Annotated in this window: 16 protein-coding genes and 1 pseudogene; 3 read left to right on the forward strand and 14 right to left on the reverse strand. The window is 44.7% G+C overall.

The features are described 5' to 3' along the window. Window positions 1-16 precede the first annotated feature (16 nt). The 11 genes and pseudogenes from MKX34_RS05185 to MKX34_RS05235 all read right to left on the reverse strand — a co-directional run bounded on the left by MKX34_RS05185 (window position 17) and on the right by MKX34_RS05235 (window position 9,366). The gene (locus tag MKX34_RS05185) at window positions 17-1,426 is read right to left on the reverse strand and encodes a nucleoside recognition domain-containing protein (protein WP_076296172.1); all 1,410 of its coding nucleotides are present in this window, start codon (window positions 1,424-1,426) and stop codon (window positions 17-19) included. Further along, window positions 1,404-2,135 (reverse strand): FeoB small GTPase domain-containing protein, encoded by a 732-nt coding sequence (locus tag MKX34_RS05190; RefSeq protein WP_038568974.1) that lies wholly within the window; start codon window positions 2,133-2,135, stop codon window positions 1,404-1,406. Before MKX34_RS05190 ends, MKX34_RS05185 begins: the two co-directional genes overlap by 23 nt. Then, a complete protein-coding gene (locus tag MKX34_RS05195) occupies window positions 2,132-2,386 on the reverse strand; it encodes a FeoA family protein (RefSeq protein WP_036679839.1) in 255 nt (84 codons plus the stop codon). Before MKX34_RS05195 ends, MKX34_RS05190 begins: the two co-directional genes overlap by 4 nt. A gap of 226 nt (window positions 2,387-2,612) precedes the next feature. Further along, on the reverse strand, window positions 2,613-3,071 hold the full coding sequence (locus MKX34_RS05200; protein WP_339204533.1) for an SRPBCC domain-containing protein: 459 nt from the start codon (window positions 3,069-3,071) through the stop codon (window positions 2,613-2,615). Window positions 3,072-3,176: 105 nt separating this feature from the next. Beyond that, window positions 3,177-4,133 carry a YafY family protein gene (locus MKX34_RS05205; protein ID WP_339204536.1) on the reverse strand — a complete coding sequence of 319 codons (957 nt, stop codon included), beginning with the start codon at window positions 4,131-4,133 and terminating at the stop codon, window positions 3,177-3,179. 290 nt (window positions 4,134-4,423) lie between these two features. Then, window positions 4,424-6,223, reverse strand: a complete 1,800-nt coding sequence (locus tag MKX34_RS05210; protein ID WP_339204538.1) for an ABC transporter permease — start codon at window positions 6,221-6,223, stop codon at window positions 4,424-4,426. Then, a pseudogene (locus MKX34_RS05215) lies at window positions 6,198-6,969 on the reverse strand (ABC transporter ATP-binding protein). Before MKX34_RS05215 ends, MKX34_RS05210 begins: the two are co-directional and overlap by 26 nt. A gap of 239 nt (window positions 6,970-7,208) precedes the next feature. After that, window positions 7,209-7,727: an ATP-binding protein gene (locus MKX34_RS05220; RefSeq protein WP_339204540.1), complete on the reverse strand. Its 519-nt coding sequence runs from the start codon at window positions 7,725-7,727 to the stop codon at window positions 7,209-7,211. Further along, the gene (locus MKX34_RS05225; RefSeq protein WP_339204542.1) at window positions 7,637-8,152 is read right to left on the reverse strand and encodes a hypothetical protein; all 516 of its coding nucleotides are present in this window, start codon (window positions 8,150-8,152) and stop codon (window positions 7,637-7,639) included. Before MKX34_RS05225 ends, MKX34_RS05220 begins: the two co-directional genes overlap by 91 nt. Before the next feature lie 50 nt (window positions 8,153-8,202). Next, the gene (locus MKX34_RS05230) at window positions 8,203-8,901 is read right to left on the reverse strand and encodes a response regulator transcription factor (protein ID WP_036679829.1); all 699 of its coding nucleotides are present in this window, start codon (window positions 8,899-8,901) and stop codon (window positions 8,203-8,205) included. 222 nt (window positions 8,902-9,123) lie between these two features. Beyond that, window positions 9,124-9,366, reverse strand: coding sequence for a hypothetical protein (locus MKX34_RS05235; protein ID WP_143759034.1), 243 nt, complete (start codon window positions 9,364-9,366; stop codon window positions 9,124-9,126). A 1,423-nt stretch (window positions 9,367-10,789) separates the two neighbouring features. Here MKX34_RS05235 and MKX34_RS05240 point away from each other — a divergent pair. Next, the gene (locus MKX34_RS05240) at window positions 10,790-11,695 is read left to right on the forward strand and encodes a GNAT family N-acetyltransferase (RefSeq protein WP_076296814.1); all 906 of its coding nucleotides are present in this window, start codon (window positions 10,790-10,792) and stop codon (window positions 11,693-11,695) included. A 252-nt stretch (window positions 11,696-11,947) separates the two neighbouring features. On the opposite strand, the gene MKX34_RS05245 is transcribed toward MKX34_RS05240, so the two are convergent. Beyond that, the gene (locus MKX34_RS05245; protein ID WP_076296838.1) at window positions 11,948-13,102 is read right to left on the reverse strand and encodes a phosphodiester glycosidase family protein; all 1,155 of its coding nucleotides are present in this window, start codon (window positions 13,100-13,102) and stop codon (window positions 11,948-11,950) included. A gap of 257 nt (window positions 13,103-13,359) precedes the next feature. Here MKX34_RS05245 and MKX34_RS05250 point away from each other — a divergent pair, with 257 nt between their 5' ends. Together MKX34_RS05250 and MKX34_RS05255 are read left to right on the forward strand one after the other, a co-directional pair. Continuing rightward, the gene (locus MKX34_RS05250) at window positions 13,360-13,947 is read left to right on the forward strand and encodes a histidine phosphatase family protein (protein WP_076296815.1); all 588 of its coding nucleotides are present in this window, start codon (window positions 13,360-13,362) and stop codon (window positions 13,945-13,947) included. A 77-nt stretch (window positions 13,948-14,024) separates the two neighbouring features. Next, window positions 14,025-14,843, forward strand: a complete 819-nt coding sequence (locus MKX34_RS05255; protein WP_081383651.1) for a GGDEF domain-containing protein — start codon at window positions 14,025-14,027, stop codon at window positions 14,841-14,843. A 65-nt stretch (window positions 14,844-14,908) separates the two neighbouring features. On the opposite strand, the gene MKX34_RS05260 is transcribed toward MKX34_RS05255, so the two are convergent. Continuing rightward, a complete protein-coding gene (locus MKX34_RS05260; RefSeq protein WP_036680370.1) occupies window positions 14,909-16,141 on the reverse strand; it encodes an SLC45 family MFS transporter in 1,233 nt (410 codons plus the stop codon). 4 nt (window positions 16,142-16,145) lie between these two features. Further along, window positions 16,146-16,883 (reverse strand): glycerophosphodiester phosphodiesterase, encoded by a 738-nt coding sequence (locus MKX34_RS05265; protein WP_076296816.1) that lies wholly within the window; start codon window positions 16,881-16,883, stop codon window positions 16,146-16,148. Between the last annotated feature and the right edge of the window lie 99 nt (window positions 16,884-16,982).

Raw genomic sequence — 16,982 nt, forward strand, 5'->3', positions numbered from 1 at the left:
GCCTACCTCGCCCTCGTCACACCCACCCAAATAACCGGGCAAGCTGAGCGACAGCAAAGGTTACTCCGATGGCGATACCCAGCGGAATAACTGCTGAGAGAACGGCCCACTTCATGCTTTTTGTTTCCTTGTAAATGTTCACGAGTGTCGTACCACAAGGATAGTGAAGCAGGGAGAACAGCATCATGTTGAGTGCGGTCAGCCAGGTCCAGCCATGTGAGAGAAAGACATCTTTGATACTGCCTAAGCTGTCGATATCAACCATAGCGCCTGAGGACATATAGCCCATAAGCAAGATAGGCAATACGATTTCATTCGCAGGAAGTCCAAGAATAAAGGCCATGATGATAAAGCCGTCCATGCCGAGCATATGTGCAAACGGATCAAAGAATGCAGCCATATGATTCAGTACAGAATCGCCGCCAATAAACAGATTGCCTAGAATCCAAGTGATAATCCCGGCAGGGGCAGCAACGACGATAGCCCGAGTAAGTACGTTAAGGGACTTATCTTTGGAGGAAATAAGTATGGTCTTCCAGATTTGTGGACGGCGGTAGGGAGGAAGCTCCAATGTGTAATGTGTGGGAACCCCACGCAGCGCAGTTTTGGACATGACCCAGGAAACAGTCAAGGTAACAATGATGCCGATTAGTACCATCCCCATTAGGACGGAGGCAGTGGTGAATGTACGAAGCGCACCTGTCGTAGCGGCTCCTGCCATAAATAAGGAAGACAATAAAATCAGCGTGGGCCAGCGGCCGTTGCAAGGGACAAAATTGTTGGTCAGTATAGCCAGCATTCGTTCACGCGGCGATTCGATGATTCGTGTGGAGAGGATAGCGGCCGCGTTACAGCCGAAGCCCATGGACATGGTTAAAGCTTGCTTGCCATGACCACCTGATTTTTTGAATAGTCGGTCCATGTTAAAAGCAACGCGTGGCAGATACCCGAAATTCTCAAGCAGAGCGAATACGGGGAAAAAGATCATCATTGGTGGCAGCATGACACTGATTACCCATGAGGTGCCTCGATACAAGCCAAGCACAAGCACGCCGTGCAGCCAAGCCGGGGCATGGAGAGCCTCAAATCCCGCTGTCAGATATCCTTCAATGAAGCCAAAGAAGGAAGCGAGCCAGCTAGAAGGGTAGTTAGCCCCGGCAATCGTAATCCAGAATACGACACCGAGAATGGCGAGCATGATGGGAAAACCCCAAATTTTTGAGGTCACGATATTATCCAGCTTATAAGTGCTGTTCAGTTTCTTCTTATCCCGATAAGTAACTGCATCCCCGCAGATGCCTGCAGATACCCCGTATATACCACTGACAATCTCATCCCGAATGGCTCCGCCGTCAGCGAGCTTTTTTGCGGTAGACAATAGGGAATCTAGAGCGTCAGATCCCTTAGTGATAGGCAGTGACTCCATGGCCGATGACCTCCTTTGCTTCGGGTAAATCCTTGCTTTTCATATGCTCTTTGAGTGAAGTAAGCAGGCTGTCATCACCGTCCAATAAGCGCAGTGCAATCCAGCGAGCGGGATATTTGGTGCCGATGGTTTGCTCTACCAATGGTGTAAGCTCGGCAATTCCCCGTTCGATCTCTTCGTTGTAACTAATGCGCAACGGCTGCGCTGTGAATGCGCCTGTAGCCACTCGCTCCACTTGATCCAATAAGGCATCGATCCCGATTTTATTGCGTGCCGATATCGCAACGACGGGTACGCCGAGACGTTTGGAGATACTCTTCAGGTTGATGTCGATGCCCAGCTTACGTGCTTCATCAATGAGGTTGATGCAGACAACCGCCCGTCCGGTAATCTCCAGCACTTGCAAGGCAAGATTGAGATTACGTTCCAGCGAAGTAGCGTCAAGCACTACAAGTGTCACATCTGGCTGTTCAAAAATAATATAATCTCTAGCCGCTTCTTCATCCGCGGAATTTGAGTATAGGGAGTACGTTCCTGGTAAATCTACCGCGAGGTATGAATGGTTATTGTGTTTGAATTCCCCTTCGGCAGTAATGACGGTCTTACCTGCCCAGTTTCCAGTATGCTGTCGCATGCCGGTTAGCAGGTTGAATAGTGTGCTTTTTCCAGTGTTAGGATTGCCTGCAAAAGCGACGGTGAACTGACTCATGCTTCTACACCTCCAATTAATTCTCCGAATATTAAAGAACTTTCTTCTCTACGCAGTGCAATGGTCGTATTGCTTACCCGAAAAGCTATAGGATCTCCTAATGGACTACGCCGCAACACCTCTACGATATTCCCGACTACGAACCCGAGGTCCAGTAATCTTCTTCTAAGCACACCTTGGACTTCAATGTCGCTGATGCGCAGCGTGCTACCCTTTGCAGCTTCTGATAAAGGAATAGTTGTTCCAGTCATGAGATCCCTTCTTTCATTTATATTTTTACCGCCTATGGTTTTTAATTTGTGTATTAGAACATTTCTTGTAGTCTGGCACAACATTAGTATATGGCAACAACTTTGTCCCTGCAACAAGAATGTTTCCCTTAGGCAAAATAAAATTAAGCAAAAAAAGCCCCTGACGAAAAAGGGCTTGTACGCTCTTTTCCGCAGGGTTGAGCTTAATTCCTAATTAGCAGTAAAATTACGACCAGCTGCCAAAATCAAGTGTACGTCCGGTCTCGACCAAGGTTTTAATATTACTCAGAACCTGCCACCAGGCGTTGATACTGCCAGCATATGAAGGATCATCAGGATGCCATTCATCGTGGATAAGCGTAAGCTTAGTAGTTCCACCCACCGGTTCAAGCGACCAAGATATACGCGATTCATATCTTTCTGTACCCTTATGATAGGAGGGGCCGACCTTATGCGTGAAACGAAACGCTTTTTGTGGAGTGAACTCCAGCAGAGTCCCATATACATGTATCGTTTCATCGCCATCTTCACCGGGACCAACATATTCCAGCAATTCGCCTTCTTTAAAGGTGGATTGGATTACGCTCCCGTAGTAAATCTGTTTAGTACCTTCCGGAGAGATCAAAGTCTCCCATACCTGCTCAGGTGTTCCGCCAATATAAAATTCATAGTGAAGTTCTTTCATTTGTTATTCCTCCTTGGTTTGTACAATCATTTATTCCCTTAGACTTATTTACACTATACAAAAGGATCACTGACAACTACGGTCAGTGATCCTAAAATAATCATTTTAAGTTTTATAATAAGTCGCCAGATCGGTAGCTATAGCGGACAGCTTTTGCTTCAGAGCTAAAGGCTCTAGGATTCGTAGTGTTGATCCATAAGGCAACAAGAAGTAAGGCGCATAAGTCAGTAAGGAGGTCTCATCGACTTGAAAGCGGGCTTGTCCGTCAATGCGCTGGACCAGCGTATGTCCAAACAGCCAATGACTACATAGATCGTTAAGGATTCCTTCATCAGCGGCGATGACTACTGCTATGAGTTTCTCTGGAGTATTTGGTGTTGGCAGCAAGCTTTTTAACAAAAAATCACGTGCAGAGAAGTCAGCAGGACGGGCAAACACAGCTTCTGTACGTTTCAGTTCAGTCATTCTATCGACTCGGAAAGACCGAATTCCTTGCCTCTGATGGCAATAAGCAACGGTGTACCACTGCCCTTTCCACAGTACAAGTCCATAAGGATCAATAGCGCGGGAAGAAATTGTCTCCCCGTTTCCCTTCCGATATTCCATCTGGAGGGTATGTCCGTTCGCCGTCGCTAATTCAAGCTCTTGCAGCAGGTGGGGAAGCGGCACAGCAGGGGAGTGGATGGTTTCTATCCCGCCCTCATGACGCTCCATCTGTTCTAATTGCTGCGCATTGCTGTATCGTTTCAGTTTGGCGATTGCTTGATCTAGAGCTTCTACATAAGGATATCCAGTTCCCCGCGCAAAGGAGGCGGCTTGCAGGAGGGAACGCTGTTCGTCGGAGTCAAAGAATAACGGGGCCTCGGAAAAATGTTCCGGAAGGCTATAGCCACCACCAGGTCCACTATCCGCGATAATGGGTACGCCACTGATGCATAACGCGTCGATGTAACGATAGACAGAGCGGACACTGATCTCTAGCGCTTCTGCTAGTTCCCCGGCGGTTCTTCCCCGTTGCTTGAGCATCCAGAGAATGGATAACATGTGATCAGCCTTGGACATAAATCAAGAACCTCCTTGCTTCATTAATTAATAGCTCACTAACTATAGCAAATTGTCTAATGATCAGCTAGAGAACCTTTTGGTGCTGACATAAGTTCCAAGCCGCGAAGTACATCCAGGGTTATGATTCTTTTCGACATGTCGTTACACCATTATTTTCTTGAGACTATGAATGTAACGTGATCTCGCAATAAGGAAATAGATAGTTTGCACAACCAGAAATACAGCTGATGTAGTAAGCACGGGCACAGTTACATTTGTGATATTAATCTGTTTCAGTATCGGACGAATCACGACAAGAGTCTGGATGGTGGCAATAATAATCGGAATATAGAAAATACCGAAATCTGTTTGGTAGCAGAAGCTGACATTTCTTTAGTGCTTAAACCGATTTTGGATAAAGCATTATACATTTGCTTATCTGTATTGAGCTCAGTATGAAGCTTAAAAAAGAGAAAGCTGGCCGATGAAAGCGAGAAGATCAGAGCGATAAAAATCCCTATAAAGCTAAGCATGGCGGCTCCCTGCTTGGTCGATAGATAGCTGTCTGCTCGCGATCCCAGTATAGAGCTGTATTGATGGTTAGCCTTGTTAGCGGCTTTATTCCATTGGATGAGGTCTCTGGTGACAACAGCTTCAGCTGAGCTGTCATTAGGTGTAGGACCGTCCCATGCAGGGATTTTGTATAGATATTTCACATAAGGTCTCGTGTACTTCTCTGTTGAAGTAGAAATCTTATGATATAAGTTGTCATCTACGATTAGAAGTGAGGTGGCCATTGGATCTACTGGATGCACCTTTGGTGTTCGTAATTCTTTTAGCATCAGCTCCTCATCTTTCTGAACCTTCAAATGAATCGCTCGATCAGCAGCAAAATTCTGTGAATCCATATGTGGGTTCAGCAGTAATACAGCTTCTTTTTCAGACAAGGGCCCAACCTCGGACACATCCATTTGTAAGCCCAGTTGATTGAACTGTGAGCGGGATATCAGATCAATTCCAAGTATTTTTTCCTTATCGATTCCTTGAATGGAAGCAGAGATTAGTTCTACTTTATTCTCTGTGTACTCGACTTTAGCATTCTTTAATTTAGTGTGAATGGGCTCTAAATCTGGTGCTTCATCCTTCGGATCATAAATCGTATAACTCACAGCGAATGGGGATTTTTTATAGAGGTCTGAGTTCGCTTGATTAATCGATAAAAGAATTCCCGAAGCCATGCAGGCAAGCGAGGTAACCACAGTTACAAGGAACAGCATTCTTGCATTGTCTTTAATCTTATAACTCATCTCGGAAATCCACAGCAGATTGGTTCCGCGCCACAGCCGCTTGCGTCTTAGTTTTAGTAAGCGAATGCCCAATACAGATAACTGAGAGTAGAAAAAGTAGGTTCCAGCGATACCTGTGACAGCGGCGACTAACAGTGAGGTCGGGGACAATTGCTTCCGAATCGCGAGAGCGCCGACGGTCAACAGTAGAAGCCCAAAGAATGAGAACAATAAGGAGACACGGGGTTCTTTTTTAGGTTTAACATTTCCCTTAAGCAGTTCAAGAACTTGATGCTTACGAATGAACAATAATGTGAAGATCGAAATGACCAGAAATAATGAAATGAAAGAGATAGAGGTAATCATTAACGCCTTCATTGGCCAATAAAAGGGCAGTGGCTCCATGCCCATAATTGTCGTGCTTAGCAGCAAAAATAACTTGGATAAAAGCATGCCGAAAGACACACCTGTTACTATAGAGAGCAGTCCGATCAGCATATTTTCTATAAGAATCAGCTTGTTGATCTGGCCAGGGCGTGCGCCTAAAATCATCAGTATGCCGAACTCCAGATTACGCATTTTCAGAAATGCGCTAATCGAATATAGAACGAAAAAGAACGCAAAGATAAACACGATGTAAGAAGCAATTTGCATGCCGGAGGCTGAATTCGCACCCAGCTCGATGTTGGTAATACTAGGGTGGTAAATAAAGACTGAATAAGAGAAAAAGATCATGACCATAAAAGCACTGCTTAAGAAAAAAGCAAAATAAGCGCGTGAATTACGGCGTACATTATTAAACGCGAATTGAGGAAAGTTCATGACTATTCCCTCCCCAGAACGAAAGTGTGTCGATAATCTTTTGGAAGAAGGCCTGACGGTTATCGCCCCGATGAATTTCCGCTGCTAGTTTGCCGTCTTTTATAAAAACAATTCGGTTGCAGTAGCTCGCTGCCAGTGGATCATGTGTTACGAGCATTAGCGTGGTGCCTTCTTTGTGATTAATATCCTCCAGCGATTCCATCACCATCCGCGAAGAATTGGAGTCAAGCGCACCCGTAGGTTCATCGGCCAAAATAATCGAAGGAGAGGTGATGATCGCCCGGGCAATTGCGGTCCGCTGACGTTGTCCCCCTGAAATTTCATAGGTGCGTTTGCTCAGAATATCGGTAATGTTTAAGCGTTCTGCGACTCTTTGAAGCAAGATCTCCATCTGGGAGAGCTTACGGTTATCCAAAGTCAGGGGCAGCACAATATTCTCGGCGACGGTTAATGTCTCAAGCAGGTTGAAGTCCTGAAACACAAAGCCTAGTTGTTTTCGGCGAAAGTGGGCGAGCTCTTTTTTATTCAAAAGATAAGGGTTTGCTGCCGTTGATATTCACTTCGCCAGAGGACGGCTGGTCGATTGTGGATACCATATTGAGCAGTGTTGTTTTACCGCTACCAGACGGTCCCATAATTCCGACAAATTCACCTTTTTCAATATTTAGATGAATATCAGTGAGGGCTTGGGTCACTATTTTGCCGGGGTATACCTTATGAAGTCCTTTGACTTCCAATACGTTCATATCATTCATTCCTTCCAATACAAAAATGATTTCATCCGCCTTATTCGGGGAACGGGTTATGTATATAATTTATAAGATCGAGAGATTAGTTGCTATGGATTTACCTTAAGGTTTCCTTACAGAGAAGTTAAGGTTATGTTCGCCTTTCTCCTTGTGAAGAATGGGTTGAGAGATAAGTAACCTATAAAGAAGAAGGAGGCTTCAAAGCCATGAATAATGACGACGAAGTCCCCTCAATATTATTTCTGTAGATGATCACTGTTGCTAAAAATAAGCCGCACGCGGGTTCCTTCCCCGAGCCGGGACTGAATATCCACCTTGTGTTCGAGCCTGTTGCAAATCTCCCGGACGAGATACAGCCCCATCCCTGTCGATTCATGATAATGTCGTCCGCGGTCACCCGTAAAGTAGGGATTAAAGACCCGCTTCAGATCCTCAGGAGAAATGCCGATCCCTTGATCGGTAATATCCAGAATAGTGTCGGTGCCCACACGCTGAGCTGAGAGGGTAACGGTTTTGCCAGAACCGGAGGTATAGTTTACGGCATTAGTTAAGATTTGGGCCAGCATAAACATTAACCATTTGGCATCGCTATATACCGCTAGATTGGCATCCACCTGTACATCTACTTTTATGCCCCGGCGTATGAATAGTCTGCGATTTTCGGCTACCGCCTCACTAACGGTTTTGCGCAGAAGTAACGGCTCAACTTGAAAATCATTTTCAAATCGGTCAAGTCTTGAAGTGTAGATGACCATCTCCAGCCCTCCGCGCAGACGTTCCAGTTCCTCCTGAATACTTGCGGCGCCTCCTCTTCAAGATCCTTTAGCGTAAGCTGAATTACAGAGAGCGGGGTCTTCATTTGATGAACCCAGCGATTCATGAATACGATATGCTGATCCATCTGGCGCGCATGCGCATTCACTTGCTCCTGATACTGGCGGTCAATCAGCTGCAATAACTCATGGATAGCTTCTGAAAGAGGAGTGTCTCCTAAGGAAACCAGATGTTTTTGGAGCATGTCCATAGGTTCGCTTAATGCCGCATACAATCTCCGGTGCTGAACGTATCGGTAGCCTAGATATAGCAGTAGAACTACGGTACTCAAGGCGATACCATAAAGCATGATAGAGATAGGTCTGTTCTCACCAGACAGCCAATACAGCAAAGGGATAAGCAGCATCTGAAGCAGATAGAATAGGATCAGTGAGATCTGGTCTCTCCAAAACAGCCTCATGGCGTATCCTTAGAGACATTAAGCCGATAGCCAGCGCCTCTTACGGTTTCTACAATGTCACCAAGACCGAGATCCTTGAGCTTTTTGCGGACACGGGTTATGTAGACATTTAATGTATTGTCATCTATGAAATGCTGATCCTTCCACATGAGATCGAGCAGACGCTCCCGGTTAACCACTCGTCCTTCCTTAAGCAGTAAAGCTTCCAGTAGAACCGCTTCCTTCTGGGTTAGCTCACTCGTGTGCCCGTCGTATTGGATCACATATCGTTCAGGATAGAGGATTAAACCTCCAGACTGGAGTTTATGCTCTTCTTGAGTCTGTGAGTATGAACCGTATGCTCTACGTATGTGGCTGCGGATTTTGGCAAGCACAACCTCATAGTGAAAAGGCTTAGTGATATAATCGTCCCCGCCATTCTCAAGCGCCATCACCTGATCCATTCCACTATCCCGTGCAGAAATGAACAGAATCGGGCAGAGTGAGAGGGAACGGATCTGGCGGCACCAGTAGAACCCATCATATTTAGGCAGATTGACGTCCAGTAAGATAAGGTCAGCCGAGCTTTCATTAAAAGTCTCCAGCACCCTGTTGAAATCTTCTACAATAATTGTAAGGAACCCATATTTTGATAGATACGTGCTCAGCAAGCTTGCCAGCTTGGCATCGTCCTCTATGATTAGAATTGTCTCCATATTGTCACTCCTTTGTTCAGTAATACAGTAACATGGACAAGGAAAATTATGCAAAAAGAGTACTCTTATTCGTGGTCAACGTAAGAATCTAGCTAGATTTACCGAAGGGGAATTTAGCTGATCTAAGTCTAGCTGACCTAGCCTAGCTGACCTAGCCTAGCTGGCCTAGCTGGCCTAGCTGGCCTAGCTGGCCTAGCTCTAGCTGATCTAGCTCTAGCTAACCTAGCCTAGCTGACCTAGCTGTAGCTGACCTAGTTCTAGCTGACCTAGCTCTAGCTGACCTAGCTGTAGCTGGCCTAGCTCTAGCTGACCTAGCTCTAGCTGAATAGCTCTAGCTGATCCAACTTTAACCGATCTACCGCTAATCGATCCAAAACTAACTGATCTAAAATCTAACTCAGCTAGATCTATGCAATCCAAATTTAGCTCAAGCGGCTTATCCAGACTTAATTGCACTTTGTACACTTATTTCTGCGTAGATAGTCCATAGAAGCCATTTAATTGCACTTCGTGCAACTAAAAAGGGTGAATTCGGTGCAATTAAAGGAAAACCGGAAATTTAACTGCACGAAATACAACTAAACTAACTTTTGAATGAGCATTCTGAGGAATAGTTGCACTAAATGCAGTTAACGGATGCGTGGAGCTCATATATCGCTTGAAAATGCTTGATCAGTGACTATTTCCTCCAGAAGAAGATCGCCCACTCAACAAACTTACTCTAATTGCACTTTGTACACTTATTTCTGAGTAGATAGTCCCTAGAAGCCATTTAATTGCACTCTGTGCAACTAAACAGGGTGAATTCGGTACATTTAAAGGAAAACCAGAAATTTAACTGCACGAAATACAACTAACTATCTTTTAAAGGAGCATTCTGAGGAAATAGTTGCACTAAATGCAGTTAACGGATGTGTGGAGCTCATAATTATCGCTTGAAAATACTTGATCAGTGACTATTTCCTCCGGAAGAAGATCGCGAACTCCAAAACTTTCTCTAATTGCACTTTGTACACTTATTTCTGCGTAGATACTCATTAGAAGCCATTTAATTGCACTTCGTGCAACTAAACAGGGTGAATTCGGTACATTTAAAGAAAAACCAGAAATTTAACTGCACGAAATACAACTAACTATCTTTTAAAGGACCATTCTGAGGAAATAGTTGCACTAAATGCAGTTAACGGATGTGTGGAGCTCATAATTATCGCTTGAAAATACTTGATCAGTGACTATTTCCTCCGGAAGAAGATCGCGAACTCCAAAACTTTCTCTAATTGCACTTTGTACACTTATTTCTGCGTTGTTGGTCATTAGAAGCCGTTTAGTTGCACTTAGTGCAGCTAAAAAGGGTGAATACAGTGCAATTAAAGGAAAACCAGAAATTTAACTGCACGAAATACAACTAAACTAACTTTTGAAGGAGCATTCTGAGGAATAGTTGCACTAAATGCAGTTAACGGATGTGTGGAGCTCATAATTATCGCTTGAAAATACTTGATCAGTGACTATTTCCTCCGGAAGAAGATCGCGAACTCCAAAACTTTCTCTAATTGCACTTTGTACACTTATTTCTGCGTAGATACTCATTAGAAGCCATTTAATTGCACTCTGTGCAACTAAACAGGGTGAATTCGGTACATTTAAAGAAAAACCAGAAATTTAACTGCACGAAATACAACTAACTATCTTTTAAAGGACCATTCTGAGGAATAGTTGCACTAAATGCAGTTAACGGATGTGTGGAGCTCATAATTTTCACTCAAGAAATGTTTGTTTTGTGAACGTACGGATCATATTCGGTAGTATAAAATAATAATAACTAATTATGATATATGCTTCATTTTGCATCCCCCTTAATATGAAATTAAAGAGAGGGGCGCGGAAAATGAACATTAATTTTAGAAGCTACCGTTCAGAAGATCTGCTAAAGGTACGTCATTTTCTTATACAAAGTTATAGTAAGCTAAAGACTCCAAATACCTGGCTTATAGACCGCTGGGAATTCGTTGTTTTTTTTCAGGAGACGAGAAGTGGAACGCTGGAGCAGTGGGAACAAAAAGTAGGCTTATGGGAGTATGAGAATGGAGAGCTTGCAGCTGTAGTGTGCATGGACGATGGGTTCTATTTTCAGTGTGCTGAGATGAATCCTCCGGAAAAATTACTTGAAGAAATGTTCGCTTTTGCTGAACAAAAAGCTGAGGAAGAGAACGGTGGTTACGTAGAGCTGTATGTGCCAATACCGGAGAATATGACTTCTGCGGCAGAGGTTGCTCGTAAGAGGGAGTATCATCAAACGGGTGGTAAGGAAAGCGTAAACTCCTTGCGATTGGATAAGGAATTTCCTGTGGAGCTCCCCTCTGGCTTCAGAATTTGCAGCGGAGATGAGATCGAGGTTACTGCAAAAGCGCTCGGACATATTATGGCCTTTGACTATGCAGAAACGGCGGAGGCAGAACTCACACTGCTGCATTATGGGAATATTAGTAACGCTCCAAGTTATAATCCGCAGCTCGATCTTAGCGTTGTGAATGACGCGGGCGAAGTGGTTTCCTTTTGTAATATTTTTTGGGACAGCAGCAATAGAATTGGCGTTCTGGAGCCTGTAGGCACATCCATTAATTATCGAAAGCTGGGACTGGGACGGGCGGTCTTACACGAAGGATTTAACCGTTTAAAACAACTCGGAGCTAGTAAAGTTTACGTAGGTTCTATGCAGCCTTTCTACGAGAAATTGGGCTTTACTACTGAAGTTTGGTTGCAGGTGTGGGAATATTCAGGTCACACAGATTAAGTTGCACCGGCTGCCCCCAACACTGGATCTGTCAGCAGTACCTAAACTGGCAACGTACTATGAAAAATCCCCTTGATGGGTAAGTCATCAAGGGGATTTTTGGGTTTGAGCTCGGCAATCATATGCTGCACAGTAGTTTCATACGTCGTACAGCAATCATACCGCCATAGCAATTATGCGCTGCAAACTGCCTCTGATTGCACTTTGTACAATAGAATCATATATTCTTAGTAGCCGTCTGGCCAAGAGATTTTATTGATATTTGACTACAATCGCATTGCTGATCTGACGCCCAGGGGACGTTAGATATTTGCCGTTGTAGTAGAGCCCGCTGGATGCACCACCATCCAGATTCATGGCTTGATACGCTCCAGCTTGCTTCATCATTTCTGCCAGCTGTGGGATGGTGGCTCCACCAGTGGTCAGCAGAATGAGCTTATGGTCGCGTGTTAATCCGAGCGCGCTGCGTGCTCCGCCGCCGGTCAAGATTTTCGGATCCTTGAAGCCTTCTGCCGCAACATTAAGGGATATCTTGCCGTTCACAAGAAGACGCGGGCCGGCTTGAAGAGCTCCTTCCATGGAGCCGGAAGCGAAGCGGCTTGTGAAATCCAACCCAGGAATCAGTGACGCTAGATGGTTGCTGTCATAGGTAAAAATCGTCCGGCGATCCCCGGAGCTATTTTTAAGCATTTTTCCACCGCTGACAATGTAACCGTATGGAGCTTTGTATGCCCCTTTTGTATAGGCATCAAAAAACGTTCCGTTAATCGCAACTACGGCATTATTACGTTTAGCCAGACTGCTTAGGTCCTCCACTTTTCCGACCGTATTTCCAGCCAGTACGACATCAAGTTTCACCTTAGGATGCAGCAGGGACACTGTAACCGTCTGGGCTTTGAAGGATCTGCCGCCAACCTTGAAGGTTTTACTAGCGCTGACAACTGGTGAAGAATCCGCTTTGATTAGTGCGCCGGACTGTACAGGAACAGTGGTTGCAATATCATTACTCTTAAGGGTTAACGAAGAGGCTTCCTTATCCCAAGTTAATTGAATGCCAAGTGTTGTGCTGATAAAAGACAACGGAATATATACCGTGCCGTTATCACTGAAAGCAAGATCAGTTAGTGTAACCGACTTTTCATTGACGAGCGCAGCGGTTTGACCTAATGTAAGCGTTATGGTTGTGTCTGCATTCGTAATGCTTATACGTTTTTCGTTAGGATTCCATACAGATTGTATACCAGTGAAGCTATTTAATAGACGCAGTGGTATGTATGAATGGTTATTCTTGTCCACATAGACGGTGTTTTTAGGAAGCGGTGTTGCACCAACAGTGGAAGGGCAAGTGGCGACAAGTGGAATGAGCAGTAAGAAGGTAAGAAACAAAGTGGACCCTAGCTTTTTCATCATAAACAATTACTCCTTATCTTGTAGCTGTTGTAAAAAACGACAAGGTTTATTATACCTCATGTTCAAAAACTTGGATAACCTTTATTTTTAAATGTTCATAGGGTGAATCTGATAGAATATAGATTATATTATTTATATTAGCACTGAAGTAGCACTGAAATTAGCATTATAACTAGCACTATAACTAGCACTATAACTAGCACTACAACCAGTATCACAACTGCCACTAGACTCATTAGCTAAAAGGAGATTTTATGACTACAATAGGTTTAATTCGCCATGGAAGTACCGCGTGGAATAAAGAAGGCAGAGTGCAAGGGCATACGGATAATTCATTGGATGCTGAAGGCCTGCAACAGGCACAACTACTGGCTGAACGTCTTAGCACAGAACAATGGGATCACATATATTCAAGTGATTTACTCAGAGCGCGGCAAACGGCAGAGGTTATTGCAGAAAGATTAGGCCTTGAGATCACGGGTTTAGCGCCGGGCATTCGAGAGATGTATGCGGGACTTATTGAAGGAACTACGCAGCAAGAGCGGATTGAACGATGGGGAACCGATTGGAAGACGTTAGATTTGGGTTTGGAAACTCCAGAAGCCAGCGAGCTCAGAGGCAGCGAAGTGATTGAAGAAATTGCGGCGAGACATCCAGGCAGTCATATTCTGATCGTTAGCCATGGTGCAATTTTACGCAGTAGCCTTAGAAGACTACTTCCAGAACTGGACGGCACAGTATTATTGAACAATACGTCAATTACGCGAATAACAAAATCCGAATCGGATGGCTCATGGAACTGCGAGTTATATAATTGTGCGCGGCATTTGGAGAAAGAGTAAGTGTTCAGATAATGTTCAGAGCTTTTTTATATATTGGTATCGCAGTACAGTAAGCTAATTATTTGTAGTTCAGAAGGATGTGCGAATTAAAGGTGGTAGAGGTTCAGATTTATTTACAAACGTTAATGTCCATTATCATCGCAGGAGTTGTAGGTTATTTAGTATTGAGATTTTACCGGGATGTTGCTAGTAAGGAACCAAAACAAAGAGCGGTTTACACGGGCCTTTCCATTATAACTATCGTCGTTGGATTGTGGGCAATGCATCAGCTAGGCAAAAAATCCTTAGAAGAAACTCTAGAGGTCAATGGGGGGATTTTCACTCCGTTATTGATATACGCGCTTACGATAGCTGTTTTAATGTTTTTGCTTACACGGCTGAACCTTGTTTTGGCGGAAAGAGAGCAGCTTAAGGAACTTGCCTATAAGGATGGCTTAACGGGGCTGTTAAACAAGAATGGAATGGATCACTTTTGGGATCGCTGCAAAGTAAATGAGCAACTAGCCGTATTGTTTATGGATTTGAACCGTTTCAAATCAATCAATGACAGCTTAGGACATCATGTGGGCGATTTACTGCTGCAAGAGGTGGGAGGAAGGTTAAGTCAATTCTCCAGCAAAAGAAAACGCCATATTTTCCGCATAGGCGGTGATGAATTTGTGATCGTAGCTAAAGGCTGCAATCAGAAGGAAGCGGAGCAGTTAGCGGTGCAGATTCTGGAGAAGACGACCAGACATTATCAGCTGGGAGAGCACAACCTCTTTGTATCTGCGAGCATAGGCATCAGCATTAGTCATGGCAAGGTGGATCATTTCAGGCTGCTGCATGAGGCAGATACAGCGATGTACACCGCCAAACAGCTCGGGACAGGTCGTTATTCAGTTTTTAAAAATTAGTTTGTTAAATGTAAAATATAAGCGTCAGCCTTGGACATAAATAGATGTCTAAGGCTGACGCTTTTTTAGGCTCCCGGTGTGTGAAACTTGTGGGGCACTTGCTTGCGTCCCTTCATCAAGAAAAGGCAGAGCAGGGCAACTGCCATACTAATCGCTGCTACATAGAACAGGATGGAGTAATCAAAAATATCAATCATTAGCCCCAGCAAAGGAGGCGAGCTGATCGCTGCCAGTGAAGAGACCAAATAATACATCCCTGTTCGAGTACCAATACTTTCCTCAGTCCCCGTAGCAACAACATAAGGATAAGAGTTGATGTTGATACAAGCCCAGAAGATTCCTCCTGTCAGGAGCAACGCTCGAAGCACCAGCAGGTCCTGTGCAAACCCAACAAGCGCAAAGACCGTCATCAGGCCACATACGCCGACGATAATGATCTTCTTTTTCCCGAATCGCCCACCCAGCCAACCGCTCGGAATAGCGAACAGCACAAAGGCAAGGGAGAAAAAGGTAAGGGAGAAGGAGGCTGCTTGTTCACTGAGGCCCAGATGGTTTTTACCATACAACGTGAATAAGGTTTCGACCCCTTGATAAGCTACAAACCAGAAGAAAATCGCTGCCAGTAGAAATACTGTAGTACGATCCAGCTGGCCGCGAAAGGAGACTCTGGAAGGCTTAACTATCGTCGCAGAAGGGCTCCCCGCTGTATCGGATAGAAGCGTAGGGCTTATATTCACACCATCCCGTTTTTCTTTGATGAAGCGCGATACGATAAACAGACATAACAGGGTAATCAGTCCAGCAACGAGAAACGGCAGCGCAGGATTTGATTTATAGAGGATCGAACCCACGCCGAAAGCCAGAATTGATCCGAATCCACCCATGAAATTAATTAGTCCGTTAGCCTTTGTACGCTGCTCTTCAGGTGTTATGTCGGGCATGAGAGCGACGGTAGGGGAACGGTATAAACTCATGGCTAAATTCATCAGCATCATAAATAAAAGCAGTGTAAATAGTCCGGTATGAAACGGAATCAGCATAGTCAGCACGGCAGCGAAGGGCATACCGATCATAAGATAAGGCATTCTGCGTCCAAAACGCGAGGTCGTGCGGTCACTCCGATTGCCGATCCAAGGCTGCAAGAATAAGGCGAAGTAATTATCAATCGTCATCATGAAGCTGATTAGGGCTACACTATGTACATATTTTTCGAGGAAAAAAGGTACAAATGCGTTATACAGACTCCATGTAATGCTGATGCTGAAAAAGCCGAATCCGAGCAGCCAGACTTTTTTCACACCATCACACTCCCTTGTCAGCCAGAAGTCCAGCGAGTATGTCTGGATGATCGGTAATAATGCCTGATACACCCGCTTCAATTAAATATTTCATCCGCTCGGGATCGTTAACGGTCCAAGGATGGTAGGCGACGCCATGCTTTGCAGCTTCTTCGACGAATTCAGGCAGTACCGCAAAATGATACGCATGCAACGCAGTCGCTCCAAGTGTAGCTGCATAATCCCAAGGACGATACAAGCCTTCCCCGTACAGAATTCCTGTTCTGATCTCCGGTGCCAGCGACTGACAGTAAGCTAGTGAATAATGGTTGAAGCTCGAAAAAATGACGCGATCGCTCATCTTGAAATCCCGTACGGCCGCGATCACTTTTTCCTCCATGCCCGGATATAAAAAAGTGCCATTTTTAAGCTCGATATTTAGTATGGTATCTCTACCTTGCAGCAGATCTAATAAATCTTCCAGCAATGGAAGGCGCTCATCTTTGAATTCAGGTCCGAACCATGAGCCTGCGTCCACCTCCAGCAGTTCTGCGAGTGTATGATCCTTCACATAGCCGGTTCCGCTTGTCGTGCGGTTTAGAGTTTCATCATGAATGAGGACTAGGCCGCCATCCTTGGTCATTTGTACATCAGTTTCTATTCCGGTTGCACCCAGCTCAAGACCTTTGCGAAATGCCGCCATAGTATTTTCTGGACACACTGCCGACGCTCCACGATGCGCAAAATTAATGATGTTGTTCATAAGTTATTGTCCCTCCAACTTTAGTGTTTGCTATGCCCCTATAGATGGGGGCTACTTGTCATATTCCACAGAGAGTAAAGAAACCCTGTCTGGAATTTT

Origin of the sequence: Paenibacillus sp. FSL R5-0636, assembly GCF_037974255.1 — a bacterium.
GTDB lineage: Bacteria > Bacillota > Bacilli > Paenibacillales > Paenibacillaceae > Paenibacillus_AQ > Paenibacillus_AQ odorifer.